This is a genomic window from Microbacterium sp. NPDC008134, assembly GCF_042957055.1.
In the GTDB taxonomy this organism is placed as follows: Bacteria; Actinomycetota; Actinomycetes; order Actinomycetales; family Microbacteriaceae; genus Microbacterium.
Map to the genome: position 1 here is coordinate 177,585 of NZ_JBIBHO010000002.1, position 23,696 is coordinate 201,280.

Annotated in this window: 18 protein-coding genes and 1 tRNA gene; 13 read left to right on the forward strand and 6 right to left on the reverse strand. The window is 69.4% G+C overall.

What is annotated here, in order from left to right:
• The first annotated feature begins 56 nt into the window (after positions 1–56).
• The 13 genes from pta to ACFY9N_RS11430 all read left to right on the forward strand — a co-directional run bounded on the left by pta (position 57) and on the right by ACFY9N_RS11430 (position 17,780).
• Positions 57–2,174, forward strand: a complete 2,118-nt coding sequence (pta, locus tag ACFY9N_RS11370) for a phosphate acetyltransferase (RefSeq protein ID WP_391478679.1) — start codon at positions 57–59, stop codon at positions 2,172–2,174.
• Entirely contained in the window at positions 2,171–3,391 is a 1,221-nt protein-coding gene (locus tag ACFY9N_RS11375; RefSeq protein WP_391478680.1) for an acetate/propionate family kinase, read from the forward strand. The genes pta and ACFY9N_RS11375 overlap by 4 nt, the downstream gene beginning before the upstream one ends.
• Positions 3,392–3,496: 105 nt before the next feature.
• Positions 3,497–4,258: a beta-phosphoglucomutase family hydrolase gene (locus ACFY9N_RS11380; protein ID WP_391478681.1), complete on the forward strand. Its 762-nt coding sequence runs from the start codon at positions 3,497–3,499 to the stop codon at positions 4,256–4,258.
• A complete protein-coding gene (locus ACFY9N_RS11385; RefSeq protein WP_391478683.1) occupies positions 4,255–6,762 on the forward strand; it encodes a glycoside hydrolase family 65 protein in 2,508 nt (835 codons plus the stop codon). Before ACFY9N_RS11380 ends, ACFY9N_RS11385 begins: the two co-directional genes overlap by 4 nt.
• Positions 6,763–6,831: 69 nt before the next feature.
• On the forward strand, positions 6,832–9,234 hold the full coding sequence (locus ACFY9N_RS11390; RefSeq protein WP_391478684.1) for a DNA polymerase III subunit gamma and tau: 2,403 nt from the start codon (positions 6,832–6,834) through the stop codon (positions 9,232–9,234).
• On the forward strand, positions 9,234–9,827 hold the full coding sequence (gene recR / locus ACFY9N_RS11395; protein ID WP_391478685.1) for a recombination mediator RecR: 594 nt from the start codon (positions 9,234–9,236) through the stop codon (positions 9,825–9,827). The genes ACFY9N_RS11390 and recR overlap by 1 nt, the downstream gene beginning before the upstream one ends.
• A 22-nt stretch (positions 9,828–9,849) precedes the next feature.
• Positions 9,850–10,773: a DMT family transporter gene (locus ACFY9N_RS11400; protein ID WP_391478687.1), complete on the forward strand. Its 924-nt coding sequence runs from the start codon at positions 9,850–9,852 to the stop codon at positions 10,771–10,773.
• Positions 10,774–10,878: 105 nt separating this feature from the next.
• Positions 10,879–12,159 (forward strand): aspartate kinase, encoded by a 1,281-nt coding sequence (locus ACFY9N_RS11405; protein WP_391478688.1) that lies wholly within the window; start codon positions 10,879–10,881, stop codon positions 12,157–12,159.
• 129 nt (positions 12,160–12,288) lie between these two features.
• Positions 12,289–13,353, forward strand: a complete 1,065-nt coding sequence (locus ACFY9N_RS11410) for an aspartate-semialdehyde dehydrogenase (RefSeq protein WP_391478690.1) — start codon at positions 12,289–12,291, stop codon at positions 13,351–13,353.
• A gap of 141 nt (positions 13,354–13,494) precedes the next feature.
• Positions 13,495–14,964 carry a malate:quinone oxidoreductase gene (locus ACFY9N_RS11415; RefSeq protein WP_391478692.1) on the forward strand — a complete coding sequence of 490 codons (1,470 nt, stop codon included), beginning with the start codon at positions 13,495–13,497 and terminating at the stop codon, positions 14,962–14,964.
• Between the two features lie 9 nt (positions 14,965–14,973).
• Positions 14,974–15,633, forward strand: a complete 660-nt coding sequence (locus tag ACFY9N_RS11420) for a thymidine kinase (protein WP_391478693.1) — start codon at positions 14,974–14,976, stop codon at positions 15,631–15,633.
• 109 nt (positions 15,634–15,742) lie between these two features.
• Complete coding sequence (locus tag ACFY9N_RS11425; protein WP_391478695.1) at positions 15,743–16,489, forward strand: FadR/GntR family transcriptional regulator; 747 nt, start codon at positions 15,743–15,745, stop codon at positions 16,487–16,489.
• Positions 16,490–16,499: 10 nt separating this feature from the next.
• Positions 16,500–17,780, forward strand: coding sequence for an alpha-hydroxy-acid oxidizing protein (locus tag ACFY9N_RS11430; protein ID WP_391478696.1), 1,281 nt, complete (start codon positions 16,500–16,502; stop codon positions 17,778–17,780).
• A gap of 41 nt (positions 17,781–17,821) precedes the next feature.
• Here the strand turns inward: ACFY9N_RS11430 and ACFY9N_RS11435 are convergent, their stop codons facing one another.
• From ACFY9N_RS11435 to ACFY9N_RS11460, 6 genes are all read right to left on the reverse strand, one after another.
• On the reverse strand, positions 17,822–18,664 hold the full coding sequence (locus ACFY9N_RS11435; protein ID WP_391478697.1) for a DUF1295 domain-containing protein: 843 nt from the start codon (positions 18,662–18,664) through the stop codon (positions 17,822–17,824).
• Positions 18,665–18,719: 55 nt separating this feature from the next.
• The gene (locus tag ACFY9N_RS11440; protein WP_391478698.1) at positions 18,720–19,475 is read right to left on the reverse strand and encodes an HAD-IIB family hydrolase; all 756 of its coding nucleotides are present in this window, start codon (positions 19,473–19,475) and stop codon (positions 18,720–18,722) included.
• Positions 19,472–19,948, reverse strand: coding sequence for a VanZ family protein (locus ACFY9N_RS11445; protein ID WP_391478700.1), 477 nt, complete (start codon positions 19,946–19,948; stop codon positions 19,472–19,474). The genes ACFY9N_RS11440 and ACFY9N_RS11445 overlap by 4 nt, the downstream gene beginning before the upstream one ends.
• Positions 19,949–20,028: 80 nt before the next feature.
• Positions 20,029–20,105: transfer RNA gene (locus ACFY9N_RS11450), tRNA-Pro, on the reverse strand.
• 53 nt (positions 20,106–20,158) lie between these two features.
• Positions 20,159–21,094: a metallophosphoesterase gene (locus ACFY9N_RS11455; RefSeq protein ID WP_391478701.1), complete on the reverse strand. Its 936-nt coding sequence runs from the start codon at positions 21,092–21,094 to the stop codon at positions 20,159–20,161.
• Complete coding sequence (locus tag ACFY9N_RS11460; RefSeq protein WP_391478702.1) at positions 21,091–23,628, reverse strand: transglycosylase domain-containing protein; 2,538 nt, start codon at positions 23,626–23,628, stop codon at positions 21,091–21,093. The genes ACFY9N_RS11455 and ACFY9N_RS11460 overlap by 4 nt, the downstream gene beginning before the upstream one ends.
• Positions 23,629–23,696 lie beyond the last annotated feature (68 nt).

Here is a 23,696-nt window from a genome sequence, read left to right on the forward strand (position 1 = left end):
CTTTTTCCCGGTCGCTCTCAGGTCGCACCGAAGTGAGGTTCGCCTAAGCTGGAGGCGTGGCGCGGAGCATCTACATCACCTCGGCCGAAGGCCATACCGGAAAATCGACGATCGCCCTCGGCGTGCTCGACGCGCTCATGCGGGTCACCCCGCGGGTCGGCGTTTTCCGGCCGATCGCGCGCTCGGTGACCGAGCGCGACGAGATCCTCGAACTCCTGCTCGCCCACGACGGCGTGCACCTCGACTACGACGACTGCATCGGCGTCAGTTACGACGACGTGCGCCACGACCCCGAGCGCGCGCTGTCGACGATCGTCGCGCGGTTCAAAGCCGTCGAGGCACAGTGCGACGCCGTGGTCATCATCGGCAGCGACTACACCGACGTCGCCAGCCCCGCCGAACTCGGCGTGAACGCGCGGATCGCCGCGAACCTCGGCGCCCCCGTGCTGCTTGTACTGTCGGGACGCGACCAGCAGCGGCAGGCCGAGCAGCTCGGCACCACGACCGCCCGTGTCCCCGCCGCCGTCGGGCAGATCGCCGCGCTCGCGCTCACGGAGCTCGAGCAGGAGCGCGCTGAACTGTTCGCGATGATCGTCAACCGCGCCGACCCCGCCGACCTCGACGCCATCATCGAGGCGGTGCGCGGGGTGCGCCCCGAGAAGCGCACGCCGGTCTGGGCGATCCCGGAGGACCGCACGCTGGTGGCTCCGTCGATCCGCGGCATCCTCGCCGCCGTCGACGGCCGCCTCATCAAGGGCGACGAGGGACGGCTGACCCGCGAGGCGCTGTCGATCGTCGTCGCAGGCATGTCGATGGTCAATGTGCTGCCGCGCATCACCGAGGAATCCGTCGTCGTGATCCCCGCCGACCGCACCGAGGTGCTGCTCGCTACCCTGCTCGCCGATGCATCCGGCACCTTCCCCCGGGTCAGCGGGATCATCCTCAACGGACCCTTCGATCTGCCCGAGCCGATCACGCAGCTGCTCGACGGGTTCCCCTCGACGGTGCCGATCATCGCCACCGATCTCGGCACCTATGACACCGCCGTGCGGGTCATGGGCGCGCGGGGCCGGCTCTCCGCCGATTCGCGGGCGCGGTACGACCGGGCGCTCGGCCTCTTCCAGACCCACGTCGACATCGCCGAGCTCGCGACGCAGCTCGGACTCGCCGAGTCGCGGGTCGTGACGCCGCTCATGTTCGAGTACGGCCTCATCGAACGCGCCCGCGCCGACCGCCGGCGCATCGTGCTGCCCGAGGGCGGGGACGACCGCATCCTCCGCGCCGCCGCCACGCTGCTGGCCCGCGAGGTCGCCGACCTCGTGATCCTCGGCGACGAGAGCGCCGTGCGGGCACGGGCAGTCGAGCTCGGCATCGAGATCGCCGCGGCCCAGGTGATCAGCCCGACCGACCCCGAGTACGTCGCGCGTTTCGCCGAGGAGTATGCACGGCTGCGGGCGCACAAGGGCATCACCCTCGCGCAGGCCGCCGACACCGTGACCGATGTCTCGTACTTCGGCACGATGATGGTGCACCTGGGGCTCGCCGACGGCATGGTGTCGGGTGCCGCGCACACGACCGCGCACACGATCCGTCCCTCGTTCGAGATCATCAAGACGAAGCCGGGGGTGAACGTGGTGTCGAGCGTGTTCCTCATGGCGCTCGCCGACCGGGTGCTCGTCTACGGCGACTGCGCCGTGATCCCCGATCCCACGAGCGTCCAGCTCGCCGACATCGCGATCTCGTCGGCGGCGACCGCCCGTCAGTTCGGCATCGATCCGCGCGTCGCGATGCTGTCGTACTCGACGGGGGAGTCCGGGTCGGGTGCCGATGTCGACAAGGTGCGCGAGGCCACCGCGCTCGTGCGCGAGCGCGACCCCGAACTGCTCGTCGAGGGGCCGATCCAGTACGACGCGGCCGCCGACGCCGCAGTCGCGAAGGCCAAGCTGCCCGATTCCGCCGTCGCCGGGCGCGCGACCGTGTTCGTGTTCCCCGACCTGAACACGGGCAACAACACCTACAAGGCCGTGCAGCGCTCCGCCGGCGCGGTCGCCATCGGCCCGGTTCTGCAGGGCCTCAACAAGCCGATCAACGACCTCTCGCGCGGAGCGCTGGTCGAGGACATCGTCAACACCGTGGCGATCACCGCCATCCAGGCGCAGGGAGAGACCGCATGAGCGCGATCCTCGTGATCAACAGTGGCTCGTCGTCGCTGAAGTACAGCCTCCTCGACATCGAGCGCGAGCACGAGCTCGCCTCGGGACTCATCGAGCGGATCGGTCAGGAGACGGGAGCCGCCTCGCATACGGTGCGCCCCGACAGCACTGCGGATGCCGTGCCCACGATGCTCGACGCGACGTACAGCGACGAGCGCTCGATCCCGGACCACCATGCCGCCTTCGCAGTCATGCTCGAGCAGTTCGCCGAACACGGTCCCTCGCTGGCCGAGCATCCGCCCGTCGCCGTCGGGCACCGCGTGGTGCACGGTGGCGCCCGATTCTTCGCCCCGACGCTCATCGACGCCGACGTCGAGCGGCAGATCGAGGAGCTGTCGGTCCTCGCGCCGCTGCACAACCCGGCGAACCTCGCCGGCATCCTCGCGGCGCAGGCCGTCTTCCGCGGGGTGCCCCACGTCGCCGTGTTCGACACCGCCTTCCATCAGACGCTGCCCGCAGCCGCGTACACGTACGCGATCGACGCCGAGCTCGCGCAGCAGCACAGGGTGCGCCGCTATGGGTTCCACGGCACCAGCCACCAGTTCGTCAGCGAGTCGGCCGCCGCGTATCTCGGCCGCGATCTCGGCGAACTCCGCCAGCTCGTCTTCCACCTGGGCAACGGGGCGTCGGTGACGGCGATCGACGGCGGACGCTCGGTCGAGACGTCGATGGGGCTGACGCCGCTCGAGGGTCTCGTGATGGGCACGCGTTCCGGCGACCTCGACCCGGCGGCCCTGGTGCACCTGTCGCGTCGTGCCGGTCTCTCGATCAACGAGCTCGATGCGCTGCTCAACACCCGCAGCGGGCTGCAGGGACTTGCCGGTCGGAGCGACATGCGCGACATCCTCGCGGGCGTCGAAGCGGGCGAGGAGGCGGCGACGCTCGCTTTCGACGTCTACGTGCATCGACTCCGGGCGTACGCCGGGGCGTACATCGCGCAGCTCGGCGGCGTCGACGTGATCTCGTTCACCGCCGGGGTCGGCGAGAACGCCGCGCGGGTGCGCGCGGAGGCCCTCGCGACGCTCGGGTTCGCGGGCGTCGAGGTCGATCACGAGCGCAACGCGGAGCGCGGTCGCGGCATCCGGAGGATCTCCACGGATGCCTCCGCCGTGACGGTTCTGGTGGTGCCGACGAACGAGGAACTGCAGATCGCCCGGCAGACCGCCGACATGCTCTGAGCGCACGCTATCCACAGGGGTTACTCTGGGTCGCGGCTCCCCATTACGCTGTCATGGTGGCACGGAGGAGTGCCGAAACCCTCGACCTTCTCCTTGGAGGCTTCTGTGCCGGAAAACCTGCCCGATCTGCTCGCCGCAGAAGGGGTGCTGTTCGACCTCGACGGCGTGCTCACGCCGACGGCAGAGGTCCACATGCGCGCCTGGAAGGCCGTCTTCGACGACGTGTTCGCCGAGTGGGGAATCACCCCGGCCTACACCGACGCCGACTACTTCGACTACGTCGACGGCAAGAAGCGCTACGACGGCGTCGCGAGCCTGATGCGCAGCCGCAACGTCGAGATCTCGTGGGGCGAGGTCGACGACCCGCCCTCGGCCGACACGATCTGCGGCATCGGCAACCGCAAGAACGACGCCTTCGCCGCTGAGCTGCGCCGTGACGGCATCGCTCCCTACCCGGGCTCGCTCGCGCTGGTCGAGCGCCTGCACGCGGCGGGGATCCCGCTCGGTGTGGTGTCGAGCTCGAAGAACGCCGAGGAGGTACTGGCCGCCGCCGACCTCCGCGAGTACTTCCGCATCGTGGTCGACGGCGTCGTCGCCGAGCGCGATGGCCTGGCGTCGAAGCCCGCCCCCGACATGTTCCGCGCCGGAGCCGTGGCGCTCGGCGTCGACCCGGCCCGCAGCGTCGCCGTCGAGGACGCGACCTCCGGTGCGGCATCCGCTGCCGCCGCCGGCTACGCGCACGTCGTCGGCGTCGATCGCGGCACCGGCGCCGATGCTCTTCGCGCCGCCGGCGCCACGGTCGTCGTCGACGACCTCGACCGCTTCCTCCCGTCCACCCCGAACTCTGCACCGGAGACCACCGCATGATCGACCGCGACCGCTTCCCCGTCGACCCGTGGCGCCTCATCGAGACGCGTTACTCCGAGGAGGGCGTCGGCGAGACGCTGTTCTCGGTCGGCAACGGATACCTCGGGCTCCGGGGCAATCACATCGAGGGCCGCGGCGCCCACGAGCACGGCACGTTCATCAACGGCCTGCACGAGACGTGGCCGATCCGTCACGCCGAGCAGGCCTACGGCTTCGCCGAGGTGGGGCAGACCATCGTCAACGCCCCCGACGCCAAGGTGATGCGCGTCTATGTCGACGACGAGCCCATCTCGTTCGACGAGGCCGACGTGCGCGAGTACCGCCGCACGCTCGACATGCGCACGGGCGTGCTCGAGCGCCTCGTCGTGTGGGAGACGCCGTCGGGCAAGCGCGTGCGCATGCGCGACGAGCGCATCGTCAGCTTCGAGGAGCGCCACCTCGCGATCCTCCGCCTCGAGGTCGTGGTCGAGAACTCCGACGCCCCCGTCACGATCAGCTGCCAGATCCTCAACCGCCAGGACGGTGCGGGTGTGTACGCCGGCACCCCGGTCGCCGCGCAGAAAGCGGGCTTCGATCCGCGCAAGGCCGAGAAGATCGCCGATCGCGTGCTCGAGCCCGGCGAGCACTGGCAGGACGGCCTGCGTTCGGCGCTGTCGTACCGCGTCGCCGATTCCGGGATGACCGTCGCGGTCGTCGCCGACCACATCGTCGAGACCGAGAACGAGTACAGCGCCCGCGCTCTCGTCGAGGCCGACATCGCGAAGAACGTGTTCCGCGTGCAGGCCAAGGCCGGGGTGCCGATCACCGTCACCAAGCTCGTCAGCTACCACACCTCCCGTGGTGTCCCCCCGCGCGAGCTCGTCGACCGCTGCCGCCGCTCGCTCGACCGCGTCGCGGTCGAAGGGGTCGAGACGCAGTTCCAGCGCCAGCGCGATTGGCTCGATGCGTTCTGGGAGCGCAGCGACGTGCAGATCGGCGGTCATGACGACCTGCAGCAGGCGACCCGCTGGTGCCTCCTGCAGCTCGCACAGGCCGCCGCCCGCGCCGACGGCACCGGAGTCCCGGCGAAGGGTGTCTCGGGCTCGGGGTACAGCGGACACTACTTCTGGGACACCGAGATCTACGTGCTCCCGTTCCTCGCCTACACGTCGCCGCAGTGGGCGCGTAACGCGCTGCGTGCCCGCGTGCTCATGCTCCCGGCGGCCCGCCGTCGCGCGGCTCAGCTCAACGAGGCGGGCGCCCTCTTCCCCTGGCGCACCATCAACGGCGAAGAGGCATCCGCCTACTACGCCGCCGGTACCGCGCAGTATCACATCAATGCCGACGTGAGCTTCGCGCTCGGCAAGTACGTGCGCGCCACCGGCGACACGGAGTTCCTGCGTCGCGAGGGCGCCGACATCGCGGTCGAGACCGCGCGCCTGTGGGCGACGCTCGGATTCTGGCGCTCGGCGCAGGTGGTCGAGAACGCGGATGCCGTGGACGGGCTGCGGACCTTCCACATCCACGGCGTCACCGGCCCCGACGAGTACACGACCGTCGTCAACGACAACCTCTACACGAACGTCATGGCGCGCTACAACCTCCGCTTCGCGGCCGAGGTCGTGCGCGAGATCCGCGAGACGTACCCCGAGGACTATCGCGATCTCGTCGAGCGCACCGGTCTCTTCGAGGGCGAGGCGGAGTCGTGGGAGCGTGCCGCCGAGGCGATGTTCATCCCCTACAGCGAGAGCCTGGGCATCCACCCGCAGGACTCCCTGTTCCTCGAGCGCGAGGTCTGGGACCTGGCGCACACGCCGTCGTCGCAGCGGCCGCTGCTGCTGCACTTCCACCCGCTGGTGATCTATCGGTTCCAGGTGCTCAAGCAGGCGGATGTCGTGCTCGCGCTGTTCCTGCAGGGCAATCACTTCTCGCCCGAGGAGAAGCGCGCCGACTTCGACTACTACGACCCGCTCACCACGGGCGACTCGACCCTGTCGGCGGTCGTGCAGTCGATCCTCGCGGCCGAGGTCGGGTACCAGGACCTCGCGCTGAAGTACTTCGAGGAGTCGATCTTCGTCGACCTCCACGACCTGCACAACAACGCGGCCGACGGCGTGCACGTGGCCTCCGCCGGTGGCGTGTGGACGGCTCTGGTGTGCGGCTTCGGCGGCATGCGCGACTACGAGGGCGAGCTGAGCTTCGACCCGCGTCTGCCCGCGGCCTGGCCGTCGCTGACCTTCCCGATGCGGTGGAAGGAGTCCGAGGTGACGGTCACGATCACGGCCCACGAACTGCGTCTGCGCGTGCGCTCGGGGGCACCGGTGCCGTTCACGGTGCGCGACGAGGCCTACATCGCGACCGAGGGCGAGGAGGTCGTCGTCCCGCTCGCCGATCAGGGTCCGCTGATCCCCGGTCGCCCGACGCTGCGCCAGTTCGCCGACGCGCGCCGCGAGGACGGCACGCGTCTCTCGGCATCCGTTCCCGTGATCACCACGTCGATCCCGGTGCTGGCTCCGCCGGAGTGACCGCTCGCGGCGGGTGTGTCCGAGTGACGCACCTGCCGCGATGTCCGTGGCACGCCGTAGGCTGTTCTGGTGACCACAGCCCTCTATCGCCGCTACCGCCCCGAGACGTTCGGCGAGATGATCGGGCAGTCCCAGGTGACCGACCCGCTCATGACCGCACTGCGCGGCGATCGGGTCGGACACGCTTACCTCTTCTCCGGCCCGCGCGGGTGCGGCAAGACGACGTCGGCGCGCATCCTCGCGCGCTGCCTGAACTGCGCCGAGGGGCCGACCGACGTCCCGTGCGGCACCTGTCCGAGCTGCGTGGAACTCTCTCGCGCCGGCGGCGGATCGCTCGACGTCGTCGAGATCGATGCCGCCAGCCACAACGGTGTCGACGACGCTCGCGATCTGCGCGAGCGGGCGACGTTCGCCCCCAGCCGTGACCGGTTCAAGATCTTCATCCTCGACGAGGCGCACATGGTGACGCCGCAGGGCTTCAACGCGCTGCTCAAGCTCGTCGAAGAGCCGCCGCCGCACGTCAAGTTCATCTTCGCGACCACCGAGCCCGAGAAGGTGCTCGGCACGATCCGTTCGCGCACGCACCACTACCCGTTCCGCCTGGTGCCCCCGGCCGCGATGCTCGAGTACGTCGAGAAGCTCTGCGCCGAAGAGGGCGTCGTGGTCGAGCAGGGCGTGCTGCCGCTCGTCGTGCGCGCCGGTGGGGGCTCGCCCCGTGACACGCTCTCGCTTCTCGACCAGCTCATCGCCGGCTCCGACTCGCCCGCGGGCTCCGAGACGGTGACGGTCGCCTACGCGCGCGCCGTCGCCCTCCTCGGCTACACGCACGCGGCTCTGCTCGACGAGATCGTCGATGCGCTCGCGATCGCGGACGCGGCCACCGCGTTCCCCGCCATCGATCGGGTGGTGCAGACCGGCCAGGATCCGCGCCGCTTCGTCGACGACCTGCTCGAGCGCCTCCGCGACCTGATCGTGATCGCCGCCGTCGGCAACGGCGCCTCCGCGGTGCTCCGCGGTATCGCCGACGACGAGCTCGAGCGCATGCGCACGCAGGCCGCCGCCTTCGGCGCGGCTCGTCTCTCGCGCACCGCCGACGTCGTGAGCGCCGCGCTCGACGACATGTCGGGAGCCACGTCGCCGCGCCTGCACCTCGAACTCATGGTCGCCCGCGTGCTGGCCGGGGGAGCGGATGCCGCAGCCGGTGCTGTACCCGCGGTTGTGGCCCCTGCCGCGCCGGCGACGCCCGCGCCCGCTGCTTCCGCGCCGACTGCTTCCGCGCCGACTGCTCCCGCGCCCGCTGCTTCCTCGCGCGCCGCCGAACCGGTGGCCGCTCCGGCGCCCGCGGCGGAGACCATGACCGAATCCGCCCCCGCCACGCCGGTGGCGTCTGCCGCCCCGGCCGCTCCTGCCGCGGAGTCGGCTTCCCGCGCCGTGGGACCGGCCGCAGAGCAGGTTGCCGAGCCCGTGCCCGCGCCGGCTCCGGTGCCCTCGGGCCCGGTGACCCTCGACCGCATCGTCGCCGCGTGGCCGGCCGTTCTCACGCGGCTCGAGAGCATCAGCCGCTCGTCGTGGCTGGTGGTCACGACCGTGCAGCCCCTGGCATACGACACCGAGTCAGAGGTGCTCACGATCGGCTTCGCGAGCCAGCATGATGTCGCGAAGTTCAAGGGCACGACCCCAGGGGCCGGCACGTCCGACCACCTGCGCACCGCGCTCCAGCAGGAGCTCGGAGTGGTCGTGAAGTACCGCCCCGCGCCGCTTCCGGCCAGCGGTGCCGCGTCGACCGGGGGAGCGCCGCGCTCGGGTGGATCCTCGGCATCCTCGGCCGGAGCGCAGACTCCGGCCGAGCCCGCCCCGACGGAGCCTGCCCCGGCGGGTTCCTCCCGACCGCAGAACCCGAGTTCCTCGTCCACTCCCGCGTCCGCGCCCAGGGCGGTGACGGAGTGGGCCGTGGCCGCGATTCCGACGTCCGACGCCGCCCCCACCGGGGCTCCCGCCGCCGCGGCGGACGCAGGGGCGGCCCCCGCTGCCGCGGCTCCCTCTCTTCCCGTCGACGACGAGCCCGAAGAGGTCGAGGCGGCGGCATCCGCTCCGACGCCTCCGACCGACGGTGCGATCGATCGTGACGAGCCGCCCCTTCCGGGCGACGACGAGGCGCCGTTCCCCGACGACGAACCGCCGTACGACCCGTCCTACGAGCCTGCGCCGTACTCCGGCTCGTCGGCACCCGCCTCGTCCGCACCTGCAACACCGGCACCCGCCGCCCCGATGCAGGCCGCATCGGCGCAGACCGCCCCGGCGCCCGCGAGCGCCCCGGTGAAGGTGTCCTCGGCGAACGCCGCCCCGCGCCTCACCGAGCGCGCTCCGGCACCCGGGGGAGTGCAGCGCTACGGGGAGGCCGTGATCCGCCAGGTGCTCGGCGCGACGTTCGTGCGCGAAGAGCCCTATGAGCCCCCGACGAGGTTCGCCTGATGTACGACGGAATCGTTCAAGAACTGATCGACGAGTTCGGGCGTCTGCCCGGCATCGGTCCGAAGTCCGCCCAGCGGATCGCCTTCCACATCCTGCAGACTCCGACGTTCGATGTCGCACGCCTCTCCGAGCTGCTCAGCGAGATCCGCACGCGCGTGCGATTCTGCGAGATCTGCGGAAACGTCGCCGAGCAGGAACGGTGCGCGATCTGCCGCGACCCCCGTCGCAACCAGGCGCTCATCTGCGTGGTCGAAGACGCGAAGGACGTCGCGGCGATCGAGCGCACGCGCGAGTTCCGCGGGCTCTACCACGTGCTCGGCGGCGCGATCAGCCCGATCGCCGGCATCGGTCCCGACGACCTGCGCATCGCGCAGCTCATGAGCCGCCTCGCCGACGGCACGGTGCAAGAGGTCATCCTCGCCACCAATCCGAACCTCGAGGGCGAGGCGACCGCGAGCTATCTGAGCCGTTACCTCACCAGCATGCAGATCACGGTGTCGCGTCTCGCCTCGGGGCTCCCCGTGGGCGGCGACCTCGAGTACGCCGACGAGGTCACCCTCGGCCGCGCCTTCGAAGGGCGGCGCGTGCTGTGACGACCTCGCGCGCGGCTCGACGATGAACGCGCAGCACCCCGGATTCTCGCGGCGCGGATGGCTGCTCTTCGGAGCGATGGCGCTGCTGTGGGGAGTGCCGTACCTGTTCATCAGCATCGCGGTCGAATCGTTCTCGCCGCCGGCGATCGTCGCCGGTCGAACTCTCATCGCCGCGCTCCTCCTGCTGCCCTTCGCGCTACGCAACGGTGCGCTGAAAGCGGCATGGCGGCACTGGCCGTGGGTGCTCGCCTTCGGCGCCGTCGAGATGGCCGGTCCCTTCCTGCTCCTCGGGCACGCCGAGATGACCCTACCCTCCGGGATGACCGGCCTCCTCGTCGCGACCGTGCCGCTCTTCGCCGCGCTCATCGCGCTCGGCGGCGGCGACCGCGGAGTGCTCCGGCCGGCCCGATCGATCGGTCTCCTCGTCGGATTCCTCGGTGTCGCGATCGTCGTCGCCGGCCCCGGCCTGTTCGGCGGCGAGGTCAGTCTGCTGGCCGCCGGCGAGGTGCTCCTCGTCGCAGTGCTCTACGCGACCGCGCCGTTCATCGTCGCGCGCAAGCTTGCCGACGTGCCGTCGCTCGGCACGATCACGCTCTCGCTCCTGATGGTCGGCGTCTTCTACCTGCCGATCGGCCTGCTCACTCAGCACGAGGTGCCGACCCTCCCCGCGATCGGGGCCCTGCTCGCCCTCGCGGTGATCTGCACCGCGGTCGCCTTCCTCGCCTTCTTCGAACTCATCCGCGAGGTCGGCCCGGTGCGCGCTCCGCTGTTCACCTACGTCAACCCGATCGTGGCGATCGTGCTCGGCGCGATCGTGCTCGCCGAGCCGCTCACCCCCGGGCTGCTGATCGGATTCCCGCTCGTGATCGCCGGGTGCTGGTTCGCCGCGACGGGCGGGCGGCTGCGGCCCCCGGCATCCGCTCTCCCTCCGCCGGCGGTTCCCTGACGCGCGATCGCATCCGGTCGCCCGGCGTCACATGCGCAGCGGAGCATATGGCGCGATCGTAGAATGAGCGGTGGGCGGATCCGCCCGACATCCCCGGGAGTGAACGTGGCCCTCATCGTGCAGAAGTACGGCGGCTCATCCGTCGCCGACGCAGAGAGCATCAAGCGCGTCGCCAAGCGCATCGTCGACACCCGTCGTGCCGGTCACGACGTCGTGGTCGCGGTCAGTGCGATGGGCGACACCACCGACGAGCTCCTCGACCTCGCGAACGAAGTGGCGCCGATCCCGGCGCCGCGCGAACTCGACATGCTGCTCTCGAGCGGTGAGCGCATCTCGATGGCGCTGCTCGCGATGGCCATCCACTCGATGGGCTTCGAGGCGCGTTCCTTCACCGGCAGCCAGGCCGGCATGATCACCGACTCGCAGCACGGCGCCGCTCGCATCGTCGATGTGACGCCTATCCGTCTGCGCGAAGCCCTCGACGAGGGCGCGATCGTCATCGTCGCCGGATTCCAGGGTTTCAACCGCGACACCCGCGACATCACCACGCTCGGCCGCGGCGGCTCCGACACCACGGCCGTCGCCCTCGCCGCCGCACTCAAGGCCGATGTCTGTGAGATCTACAGCGACGTCGACGGCATCTTCACCTCCGACCCGCGGGTCGTGCCCGCGGCGCAGAAGCTCGACCACGTCTCGAGCGAGGAGATGCTCGAGCTCGCCGCCAACGGGGCGAAGGTGCTTTACATCCGCGCCGTCGAATACGCACGCCGTCACGGCGTCCTCATCCACGCCCGGTCGTCGTTCTCGTCGTCCGAGGGTACTTACGTTCTGGGCGAGGGTATGAAGAACCCCCGCGAAGCCGAGGGAGCAGCCATGGAAGAACCGATCGTCGCAGGCGTCGCCACCGACCTCAGCCAGGCCAAGATCACCGTCGCCGGTGTGCCCGACGTGCCGGGCAAGGCCGCGGAGATCTTCAAGATCGTCGCGAAGTCGGGCGCGAACGTCGACATGATCGTGCAGAACGTCTCGGCCACCGGGCGCACCGACATCTCGTTCACGGTTCCGAAGGCGGATGCCGCGGCGGCGCTGAAGGCCCTCGCCGGCGACCAGGCCGAGGTGGGCTTCCAGAACCTGGTGCACGACGACCAGATCGGCAAGCTCTCGGTCGTGGGCGCCGGCATGCGCACGCACTCCGGTGTCTCGGCGGTGCTCTTCGAAGCCCTGTCGGCCGGTGGGATCAACATCGAGATGATCTCGACCTCCGAGATCCGCATCTCGGTGGTGCTGCGCGGCAGTGACCTCCTCGAGGCCGCCCGCACGGTGCACACCGCCTACGGTCTCGACGGCGACACCGAAGCCGTCGTCCACGCCGGCACCGGTCGCTGACCCGCCGCCCGGGCTCCGGCTGCGCGATAGACTCGCCGGAACCCTGACATCGGCGCCAGGCGCGGCATCCGCATCCCGACGCCGCGCCGAGCGCCTCGTACGCAGTACCGCACGACGCCAAGGAACATCATGACCCGCATCTCCGACTCAGGACTCTCCGTCGCCATCGTGGGCGCCACCGGCCAGGTGGGCACCGTGATGCGCGAGATTCTCGCCGAGAGGTCCTTCCCGATCCGCGAGCTGCGGCTCTTCTCGTCGGCGCGCTCGGCGGGCACCGCGATCGAGTTCGGCGGCACCCCGGTGATCGTGGAGGACGTCGAGCAGGCGGATGCCGCGGGCATCGACATCGCCCTCTTCTCGGCCGGCGCGACCGCCAGCCGCGCCTACGCGCCGCGATTCGCCGCCGCAGGCGCGGTCGTGGTCGACAACTCGAGTGCGTGGCGCATGGACCCCGAGGTGCCGCTGGTCGTCAGCGAGGTCAACCCGCACGCGATCGATGAGCGCCCCAAGGGCATCATCGCGAACCCGAACTGCACCACCATGGCCGCGATGCCCGTGCTCAAGGCGCTGCACGCCGAGGCCGGCCTCGAACGCCTCATCGTCTCGACGTACCAGGCGGTCTCGGGCTCTGGCCTCGCGGGTGCGCAGGAACTGCTCGGCCAGGTCGAGGGTGTGCTCGCGCAGGGCGACACCCTGCGCCTCGTGCACGACGGCTCGGCGGTCGACTTCCCCGAGCCCGAGAAGTACGTCGCCCCGATCGCCTTCGATGTGATCCCCTTCGCGGGCAACCTCGTCGACGACGGCGACAACGAGACTGACGAGGAGAAGAAGCTCCGCAACGAGAGCCGCAAGATCCTCGAACTGCCCGATCTGCTCGTGGCGGGAACGTGCGTGCGCGTGCCGGTCTTCACCGGGCACTCGCTCTCGATCCACGCCGAGTTCGCGAACGACATCACGCCCGAGCGTGCCACCGAGCTCCTCTCGGCTGCTCCCGGCGTCGTGCTCGACGAGGTTCCGACACCGCTGCAGGCCGCCGGCAAGGACCCCAGCTTCGTCGGTCGCATCCGCGCCGACCAGTCGGCTCCGGCGGGCAAGGGCCTCGTGCTCTTCGTCAGCAACGACAACCTGCGCAAGGGCGCGGCCCTGAACGCGGTGCAGATCGCCGAGATCCTCGCTGAGCGCCTGAGCGCCTGAGCGCCTGAGCGCCTGAGCGCCTGAGCACGCGTAGCCGGGCATCTGCGCGATAGCGTCACGGCATCCCCGCGATGCGGAAGCGGTCTGGTCGGGCCGGCCCTCGTGGTCGGCCCGACCGCGTCCGCGAACTAGACTGTCGTGGTGACCGAAACAGTCGATGTCGTCCTGATCGGCGGTGGCATCATGAGCGCCACCCTGGGTACTCTGCTGCACGAGCTGCAGCCGGAGTGGAAGATCGTCGCCTTCGAGCGACTCTCAGATGTCGCCCAGGAGAGCTCGAACCCCTGGAACAACGCCGGCACCGGGCACGCGGCCCTGTGCGAGCTCAACTACATGCCGCAGGGTACGGGTCCGCTCGACCCCGCCAAGGCCGTCTCGATCAACGAGCAGTTCCAGCAGAGCCGTCAGTTCTGGTCGTCGCTCGTCGACAAGGGGGTGCTCGACGCCCCCTCCACGTTCATCAACGCCACCCCGCACATGACCTTCGTGCGCGGTGAGAAGGACGTCGCGTACCTCAAGGAGCGCTACGAGGTGCTGAAGAAGCAGCCTCTGTTCGACGGCATCGAGTACAGCGAGGACTCGCGCGTCATCAACCAGTGGGCCCCGCTGCTCATGCAGAAGCGCCGCAAGGGCGAGCCGTTCGCCGCGACGCGCGTGCCAGCCGGCACCGACGTCGACTTCGGATCCCTCACCCACCAGCTCTTCGACCACCTCACCGATTCGGGCGTGACGCTGCGCACGAACCACGAGGTGCGCTCCCTCAAGCGGCAGAAGGACGGCACCTGGCTCGTCAAGTACCGCACGACGCTCGGCCGTACCCCGAACGAGATCAAGGCGAAGTTCGTCTTCGTCGGCGCGGGCGGGTGGGCGCTCAAGCTGCTGCAGAACTCGGGGATCCCCGAGATCAAGGGGTACGGCGTCTTCCCGATCGGCGGACAGTTCCTCAAGACCAGCAACCCGAAGATCGTCGAGCAGCACAAGGCGAAGGTCTACTCGCAGGCATCCGTCGGTGCACCGCCCATGTCGGTGCCGCACCTCGACACGCGGGTGGTCGACGGCGAGGCTTCGCTGATGTTCGGCCCCTTCGCGACGTTCAGCCCGAAGTTCCTCAAGAACGGCTCGATGCTCGACATCGTGTCTCAGGTGCGCACGCACAACCTGTGGCCGATGCTGCGCGTCGCCTTCGCGAACCCCGACCTGATCACCTACCTCGTCGGCGAGCTCATGAAGAACCACCGTAAGAAGGTCGACAGCCTGCGCACGTTCATGCCGACCGCGAAGGACGAGGACTGGACGCTCATCAACGCGGGCCAGCGCGCTCAGGTCATGAAGAAGGACGCCAAGAAGGGCGGCATCCTGCAGTTCGGCACGGAGGTCGTCGCCGCGGGCGACGGCTCGATCGCCGGGCTCCTCGGCGCGTCGCCGGGCGCATCGACGGCCGTGCCGATCATGCTCAACCTGCTGAAGACCTGCTTCCCCGACGATTACGCGAGCTGGGAGCCGAAGCTGCGTGAGCTGATCCCGACGTTCGGCGAGCAACTGAACAAGGACGCCGAGCTGGCGAGGGAGTCGACGACGGCGACGGCGGCTGCCCTCGGCATCAACGTCTGAGGCCGGCCGGTGGCCAAGCTCTACTTCCGCTACGGTGCGATGAACTCGGGCAAGTCGACCGCGCTCCTGCAGGCGGCCTACAACTACGAGGAGCGCGGGCAGCGGGTTCTGCTGGCCAAGCCGGCGATCGATACCAAGGGTGCCTCCGAGATCTCGAGTCGGCTGGGCATGACGCGCGAGGTGGACTTCCTCATCGCGCCGGGCGACGATGCGAAGGCGCTCTTGGTCACACGGCGCGACGATGCTCGGGCGCATGCCGATGACATCGCGTGCCTGCTGATCGACGAGGCGCAGTTCCTCACGCCGGAGCAGGTCGACGACCTCTTCCGCATCGCGGTCGAGGAGGGGATCCCGGTGCTCGCCTACGGCATCCGCAACGACTTCCTCACGCACGCGTTCCCGGGGTCGGCGCGCCTGCTGGCGATCGCACACTCGCTCGAAGAGCTCAAGACCATCTGCCGGTGCGGACGCAAGGCCGTGTTCAACGGTCGGGTGATCGGTGGGCGTTTCGTGTTCGACGGTGACCAGGTCGCGATCGACGAGGGGGCCGACGGTGACCAGGTCGCGATCGACGAGGGGGCCGACGGTCAGGCGGCCCCCGAGGTGACGACCTACGAGTCGCTGTGCGGCACCTGCTACCTCCAGGAGTCCGGCGGACGCCTGGGCTGAGTCCGCCGTCTCCCGTTCGCTCCCCGGGGAGCGGCGTTCGGCGTACCCGCGTTGCGTGGTCTGACCACACGGCGTAGAGTGTGGTCGGACCACAGCGAGGAGACAGTGGATGGCGGAGCAGCCGGTGCGCGCATGGCGCGTGGTTCTCGACCACATCGAGCGCGACCTCCTCGAAGGCCGCCTGAACCCGGGCGACCGACTCGCCTCCGAGCGCGACCTCGCCGCCGACCTCGGGGTTGGACGCTCCAGCGTGCGGGAGGCGTTCCGGGTGCTGGAGGTCATGGGGCTCATCCGCACCGCGACGGGTTCCGGTCCCCAGGCCGGCGCGATCGTCATCGCGACGCCCTCCGGGGGTATGTCGCAGCTCCTGCGCCTTCAGGTGGCCGCACACGGCTTCCCGCTGGCGGATGTGGTGCAGACTCGACTCGTGCTCGAGGATGCGGTCGTGCACGCGCTCGCGACCGCGCACGACCGCGACACCGCGCCCGCCCATCGGATGCTCGCCGCGATGGAGGCCCCGGATCTCACCCCCGCGGAGTTCCTCGCTCTCGACGCGCAGCTGCACCTCGCCCTGGCCGAGGCGAGCGGCAACACCGTGATCGCCGCGATGATGGCGGGCCTGCGCTCGTCGATCGAGTCGTACGTGCAGGCCGGTGCCGCGTCGATCCCGGACTGGAAAGGGATGGCCTCCCGGCTGCGCGCCGAGCACCGTGCCCTCGTCGCGGCGATCGATGCCGGCGACGCGGCATCCGCGCGCGCCCTCGTGCACGCGCACATCACCGGCTACTACACCGCTGCGGGCCTGACCCGCGGCGCCCCGACCGACACGACTCCCGACACGACCCCCGACCACTGAGAGGACCGCCATGGTTCAGCGCCAGGTGCCCAAGCCCGCCGAGCTCTTCGACCTGATGAAGTTCAAGAAGCCCGAGTTCAACGGACGCAAGCGTCGCCTCGACGCCGCGCTCACGATCGACGACCTGCGTCTGATCGCCAAGCGCCGCACCCCGAAGGCGGCCTTCGACTACACCGACGGCGCAGCCGAGGGCGAGCTCTCGCTCACCCGCGCGCGCCAGGCGTTCCAGGACGTCGAGTTCCACCCCGGCATCCTGCGTCCGGCGCCGACGGTCGACACGACCGTCGACATCCTCGGGGGTCCGTCGGCGCTCCCGTTCGGCATCGCGCCCACAGGATTCACGCGACTCATGCAGACCGAGGGAGAGTCGGCGGGCGCGGGTGCGGCGGCCGCCGCCGGCATCCCGTTCACGCTGTCGACCCTCGGCACGACCTCGATCGAGGGCGTGAAAGAGGCCACTCTTCGAGAGCCTCAGGGACCGGTTCCCGGACGCAACTGGTTCCAGCTCTACGTCATGCGCGACCGCGAGATCTCCTACGAGCTCACCCGCCGCGCCGCCGCGGCCGGATTCGACACCCTCCAGTTCACGGTCGACACCCCGGTCGCCGGAGCTCGCCTGCGTGACAAGCGCAACGGCTTCAGCATCCCGCCGCAGCTCACGCTCGGAACGATCGTCAACGCGATTCCGCGCCCGTGGTGGTGGTACGACTTCCTCACCACCCCGAAGCTCGAGTTCGCCTCGCTGAGCACCACCGGCGGCACGGTCGGCGAGCTGCTCGACGCCGCGATGGACCCGACCATCAGCTACGACGACCTCGCCGTGATCCGCGACATCTGGCCCGGCAAGATCGTGATCAAGGGCGTGCAGAACGTCGAGGACTCCGTGCGCCTGCGCGACGCGGGCGTCGACGGCATCGTGCTGTCGAACCACGGCGGGCGCCAGCTCGACCGCGCACCGATCCCGTTCCACTTGCTGCCGAGCGTACGACAGGCGGTCGGCGACGACTTCACCGTGATGATCGACACCGGCATCATGAACGGCGCCGACATCGTCGCCGCGGTGGCCTTGGGCGCGGACTTCACGCTCATCGGTCGTGCGTACCTGTATGGACTGATGGCCGGCGGCCGTCAGGGCGTCGACCGCACGATTGCGATCCTGCGCAGCGAGATCGAGCGCACGATGCGCCTCCTCGGCGTCTCGACCCTGGCCGAGCTCGAGCCCGGGCACGTCACGCAGTTGCAACGGCTCGTGCCGGTGTCGCGTCCGGCCGCCGAGGCACTGGTGCGCTGACGGCATCCGCTCTTTCGATCGACGAGCGCCGTCGCCCCTTCTCAGGTCTGGGGAGCGACGGCGCTTCGCCGTGGCGGCCAGGGCACGAGCATCGACGTCGTGCGGCGGTACTCGGCGTACGCGGGGTACTTCGCGGCGGTGATCGACTCGGTGAAGATCGTCGAGCCGATGAACAGGACTGAGAGCAGCACGGCGCCGACGATCGTCGGGTTCAGCGCTCCTCCGACGACTCCTGCCCCGCCGGCGACCGCCGCGCTCGCGCCCAGTGCGTAGAACGCCCACCACTGCGCCTGCTCGAAGAAGAAGTTGGGGTGGCGGCTGTAGCGGAAGAGCCCGGTGGTCGCGAAGCCGGGGGAGAGCGTTCCGCCCGCCGCCTTCTTGCGCTGGTGGAACACCCACTGCTGCTGGTCGGCGACCGTCTCCCCGGCGAGGAAGGCCACGAACGCGGCGATGAACAGCACGTCCCACCCGGTCATCGCCGACGGATGCTCGGCCGCGACCATTGCGGGGAGCGTGATGAGCACGAGCAGGGTCATCTGGTATGCGATGATGAAGAACAGGTTGAAGAGCTGGAACTGCCAGGGGCGCATGCGCCCGCGAAGGATCGCCCAGCGGTAGTCCTCCATGCCGGTGTACCCGCCCTTGCGGGCGAAGTTGAAGGTCAGGCGTGCGCCCCACGCCGCGGCGAGCACGCCCATCACGACGAGGCGGGCCGAGCCGTCGCCCTCGGCGAAGGCGACACTCACGAAGATCCACACGTAGGCGACCGGCACGATCGACCACGCGCGGTCGACCCACGAGGTGTCGCGGCTGATCAGCGAGAGGACCCAGCAGACGAGGCTGGTGACGGCAGCGACGACGATGACGATGAGCAGAGCGTCCATGCCGCCATGCTAGGCCCGGAGCGGGCGCGAGGGACGGATCCGCGCGACGGGCGGGTCAGAGGGTGGGGAGGAGCGCGTCGAGCTTGTCGGCGGTGTCCTCCCAGCCGTCGACGGCGACCGAGGGAACGCCGATCGCGCGAACGGGGTAGTCGTTGCCGCCCTCGTCGAGCCGGTCGCCGTAGAACAGCATGTCGGTGAGCGGGATGCCGGTGAGGTCGGCGAGGCGGGTCATGCCGAAAGCCTTGTCGATGCCGGCGCGGGTGATGTCGATCGACGTCGACCCACCTGAGCGCACCTCGAGACCGGGGAGACGGGCGGCGACGGCGTCGCGCAGGGCAGCACGCTTCGTTCCCGTCGGGTCCCACGCATGCTTCGCCTCGCTCGGCGCGCGCTGTCCGAGGGCGGAGAAGGTGATCTGCGAGCCGCGGTCCTCGAGGATCTCACCCCAGGGCTCGGCCTCCCAGAGGCCCAGCCGCTCGGCCTCTTCGCGCAGGACGGTGAGGGCGGCGGACTTCTCGTCGTCGGTGAGGTCGTGCGCGTAGACCGTGGAGAACTCCGTGCCGTCGTGGCGCAGGTAGCGAGTGCCGCAAGTGGGCAGGAGATGCAGTCGGCCGAGTGTGGCGGCATCCGCATCCGTCAGCTGGGCGATGACCTGGGTGCGGAACTGCGTCTCGTTTCCGCCCGAGATGATCGCGACGTCGACCCGGTGGAGCAGTGCCTGGAGCAGGGTGGCGATGCGCGGGGTGATCGCCGCCTTCGAGGTGGCGAGCGTGTCATCGAGGTCGAAGGCGACGAGAGAGGGCGCGGTCATGATGCTTCCAGCCTACGAGATGGGGATGGGCCGGAGAGTACGGCGACGAGGAATGTGGACAACACCGCCAGGACGACCCCGATCGTGGATCCGGTCGAGTTCGCGATCACGTCGGACACGGTCGCCGCGCGATGCGGCAGGGCAATCCGTTGGAACACCTCGATGCCGATCGAGATCGCGGGGCCGACGAGGAAGGCGAGACCCCACGCCGGACGGGGGAGCAGGACGAACGCGAGGATGCCGACCGGTACGAACACGAGGACGTTCGCGAGGATCTCGAGGCGGGTGAAGTCGAGCGACGCCCAGCCGAGGCGGTGCACGGTCGAGAGGATCACATCGAGCAGATTGGGCATGCGCTGCTCGACGCGCGAGGGCGTGAGGGTGAGCGCGACGAGACCTGCGAGGAAAGGGATGCCGAGGCCCAGAGCCCAGGCGCGCGTACCGCGACGAGGCGGGGGGAGGAGCGAGCCCATGCCGTCCCTTCGGTCGCGGTCGGGGTACAGAGATCGGGTACAGAGAAGGCCGCCCCGCAGGGCGGCCTTTCCGGTGTTACTGGTCGGGGTGACAGGATTTGAACCTGCGACCTCTTCGTCCCGAACGAAGCGCGCTACCAAGCTGCGCCACACCCCGTTTTGCAACCCTCCGAGTCTACAAGGAAAAGTCGCGAGCGCCCAATCGAGCGCTCATTCCCGCGCGGTGAGCGTGAGCAGCGTCGCCTCCGGTCGGCAGGCGAAGCGCACCGGAGCGTAGATCGAGTGACCGCAGCCGGCGCTGACGTTGAGCGGAACCGCGCGGTCGCCGTGCGCCCACGTGCTCAGTCCCTTGGCCTGTTTCAGCGGGATGTCGCAGTTCGCGACGAGGGCGCCGACCCCGGGGAGGCACACCTGGCCGCCGTGGGTGTGGCCGCCGAGGATCGCATCGGCACCGAGATCGATGAACCCGTTGAGCACCCGCTGGTACGGTGCGTGCGTCACGCCGAGCACCGGCGTGCCGGCGGTCGCCGTGCCGAGCGCCGCGATGGCGTCGGGGAGGTCTTCGAGGCGGTCCCAGTCGCGGTGGGCGTCGTTCACGCCGATGAGGTCGATGTCGCGCCCCGCCACCGAGAGTCGCGCGGCGGAGTTGTTGAGATCCGTCCAGCCGAGCTCGTCGGTGAAGTAGCGGTCCATCGCATCGGTGTCGAGCAGTTTCGGGGCGCTCGTGTGCCGCGACGGCCCGGTGAAGTACTTGAACGGGTTGCGCGGCGAGGGCTCGTTGACGTCGTTCGAACCGTGCACGAAGACGCCGGGTATGCCCGCGAACGGATCGAACGCCCGACGGATGCCCTCAAGCCCCTCGCGGTGGCCGAGATTGTCGCCCGTGTTCACGATGAGGTCGGGCTTCAGCTGCGCGAGCGAGGCGAGCCAGTCCTGCTTGCGGTGCTGCCAGGGCGCCATGTGCGCGTCGGAGAGGTGCAGGATACGCAGGGGAGCGGAGCCCGGCGGCAGAGCGGATGCCTCGGCCTCGCGCACCGTGAACAGGTAGCGCTCGATGCCGATGCCCCACACCGCGGCCGCAACGCCCACGGCCCCCACCGCGCCGAGCGCGATGAGGGCCGGGTGCACCGAAGAAGTGCGGGTCACTCGCAGACCACGGTCACGGTCGTGCCCTTGGTCGTGGCCGATCCGGGCGTGGGGTCGGTGCTGCTGACCTTCGCGCCGTTCTCGTTGCACGAAGTTTCGAACTTGGCGTTGAGCCCCACACCGGCGAGGGACGCGAACGCCGCCGTCCTCGACTTGCCGATGATGTCTTCCGGCACGGCCACGGCCTGCCCGTTGCTGGGCGAGATCGTGACGGTCGCCCCACTCGGGGCCTGCCCGGACGGATCCTGCGCCGCGACGATGTTCGTCGCCTGGGCTCCATCGACGGGCGCTCCCACCGAAACCGTGAACCCAGCGCCTTCGAGAGCAGCGGTCGCTTCCTCGATCGTCATGCCGACGACACTGGGTACGTCCGTGAGGATCTGACGAGAGAGATTCGGGTCGGGCTGGGGGAACGCGTTTCCGCCGTACACATCGTTCGCGGCCGCCTGCGCGGCCCTCGCGATGGGGTAACGGATCTCGTTGAGAAGTCCGCCCTTCTGCGAGGGGACCTGGAAGATGTCCGCCTCGCCCTGCCAGCGTCCGGCCCACACCGCGGTCGTGACATTGGTGCTCGACTCGATCATCATCGTGCCCGAGCGGTTGTGAGTTCCGGTCTTGCCGATCATCGGCGTGCCGTCGAAGGGGTTGGCCCGAGAGCCGGTGCCACCGCTCGCCATGACGCCCTGCAGCGCGAACGCGGCGGTCGCGGCGACCTCGGGCGTGAGCACGCCCTCCTTACACGACACTGGGGGGATCTCGTGCTCGGTGCCATCCGCATTCACCACCTTCTCGATCGCGCGCGGGGCGCAGTAGGTGCCGCCGTTGGCGACGGTCGCGTAGGCCGCAGCCATCGCCATGGGGGAGATGTTCTTCGGCCCGAGTACGTCGAAGGGCACGTTCGAGTCGGTGACCTTCGCACCCGTGCCATACGTGACGCCCATGCGATCGGCGACCTCGTTGATGTCGCAGATGTCGAGCTTGGAAGCCATCGCGAAGTACCCGCTGTTCAGCGACTGCGCCGTGAAGTTGAGTACGTTGCTCGTGTATCCGCGGTTGCCGCCGAAGTTGCCGATCTTGGCGGTGTCGACGGTCTGCGTTCCGCTGCACACGTTCATCTTGAGGTTCTTCTGCACGGCTCCGTTGAGCGTCTCTCGCACGGAGTGCCCCTTCTCGAGCCAGTCGATGAGAGTGAACAGCTTGTAGGTCGATCCGACCGGGAAGCCGTCGGAGTTTCCGTGGACGCGGTCGCCCGCGAACACGATCGAGGTGAACGCCTGGTCGTCGGTCACCGTTTCGCTGAACGTCGTGTTCTGCGTCATCGCGATGATGTTGCCGTTCGTGGTGTTGAGCGAGACGCCGGCGGCACCGAAGTACTGGTTGTCCATGTTGCCGGGAGCGTTGTCGGCCATGGCCTGGGCGGCGGGACCCTGCACGCGCAGGTCGAGCGTGGTGTAGATCTTCAGTCCGCCGCGGCGCAGCAGCTCGCTGCGGTCCTGGCGGGTCTCGCCGAAGATCGGGTCGTTCTCGATGATCGACTTGGCGTACTGGCAGAAGTAGGCGTTCTGGCCGGCGGTCGCGCAGCCCTGCACGGTCGGCGTGATCTTGGGCTCGATGGGCGATGCATCGGCCTCGTCGAACTCTGCCTGGGTGATCTTTCCGTCGATGAGCATCCGGTTGAGCACGTAGTGCCGACGGACAAGCGTGTCCGCATAGCCGTCGGCCGCGGAGTTCTCGCCCTCGGCGCGGTCGATGCGCAGGGTGTTCGGGTTCTGCACGATACCGGCCAGCGTCGCGGCCTGGGCGATCGTGAGATTCGACGCGGAGGCCGAGAAGTAGTACTTGGCTGCTGCCTCGATGCCGTAGACGGTTCCACCGAAGTTCGCGATGTTGAGGTAGCCGAGCAGGATGTCGTTCTTCGACGACGTCTTCTCGATCTGGATCGCGTAGCGCATCTCCTGCAGCTTGCGCTCGATGCCGTCGGCACCGCTGGCGTTGGTGGCGTCGAGCCAGCACTGCTGCAGGTCCTCGGAGTACGTCTCCGAAGCCGTGTCGGCCTTCTGCTCGCACTCCTGGATCTGCACGTTCTTCACGAACTGCTGCGTGATGGTCGATGCACCGCGGGAGGAGGTGCCGCGGACGTTGTCGATGACGGCCTTGACGGTAGCGCCGAGGTTGACGCCGCCGTGGCTGTAGAAGTTCTTGTCCTCGCTCGAAAGGATCGCGTTGATGAGCGTCGGCGAGAGCTGCTCGTACGTCACCGGCACGCGGTTCTGCTCGTAGAACGACGCGAGAGCGATGTTCTCGCCGGTGTCCGGGTTGGTCGCGTAGATGGTCGACTGCTCCATCGGCGCGTTGACGTCGAGGTTCGCGGGGAGGTCTTCGAACAGCGTCACCGCGCTGTTGCCGGCGATGCCGGCCATCGCGAGGACGGGCGTGACGCTGGTGGTGACAAGAAGGCCGGCGACGGCGCTCAGGCCGACGAGCCCGAGCAGACCACCGAGCACGCCTTTCACCGTACGGTTCTTTTGAGGCATACGCTTGATCGTAGGGGAGTTCCCTGAATACCGCCTTTGACGGGCCCGCGTTCGTCCGCCGCGCCCGC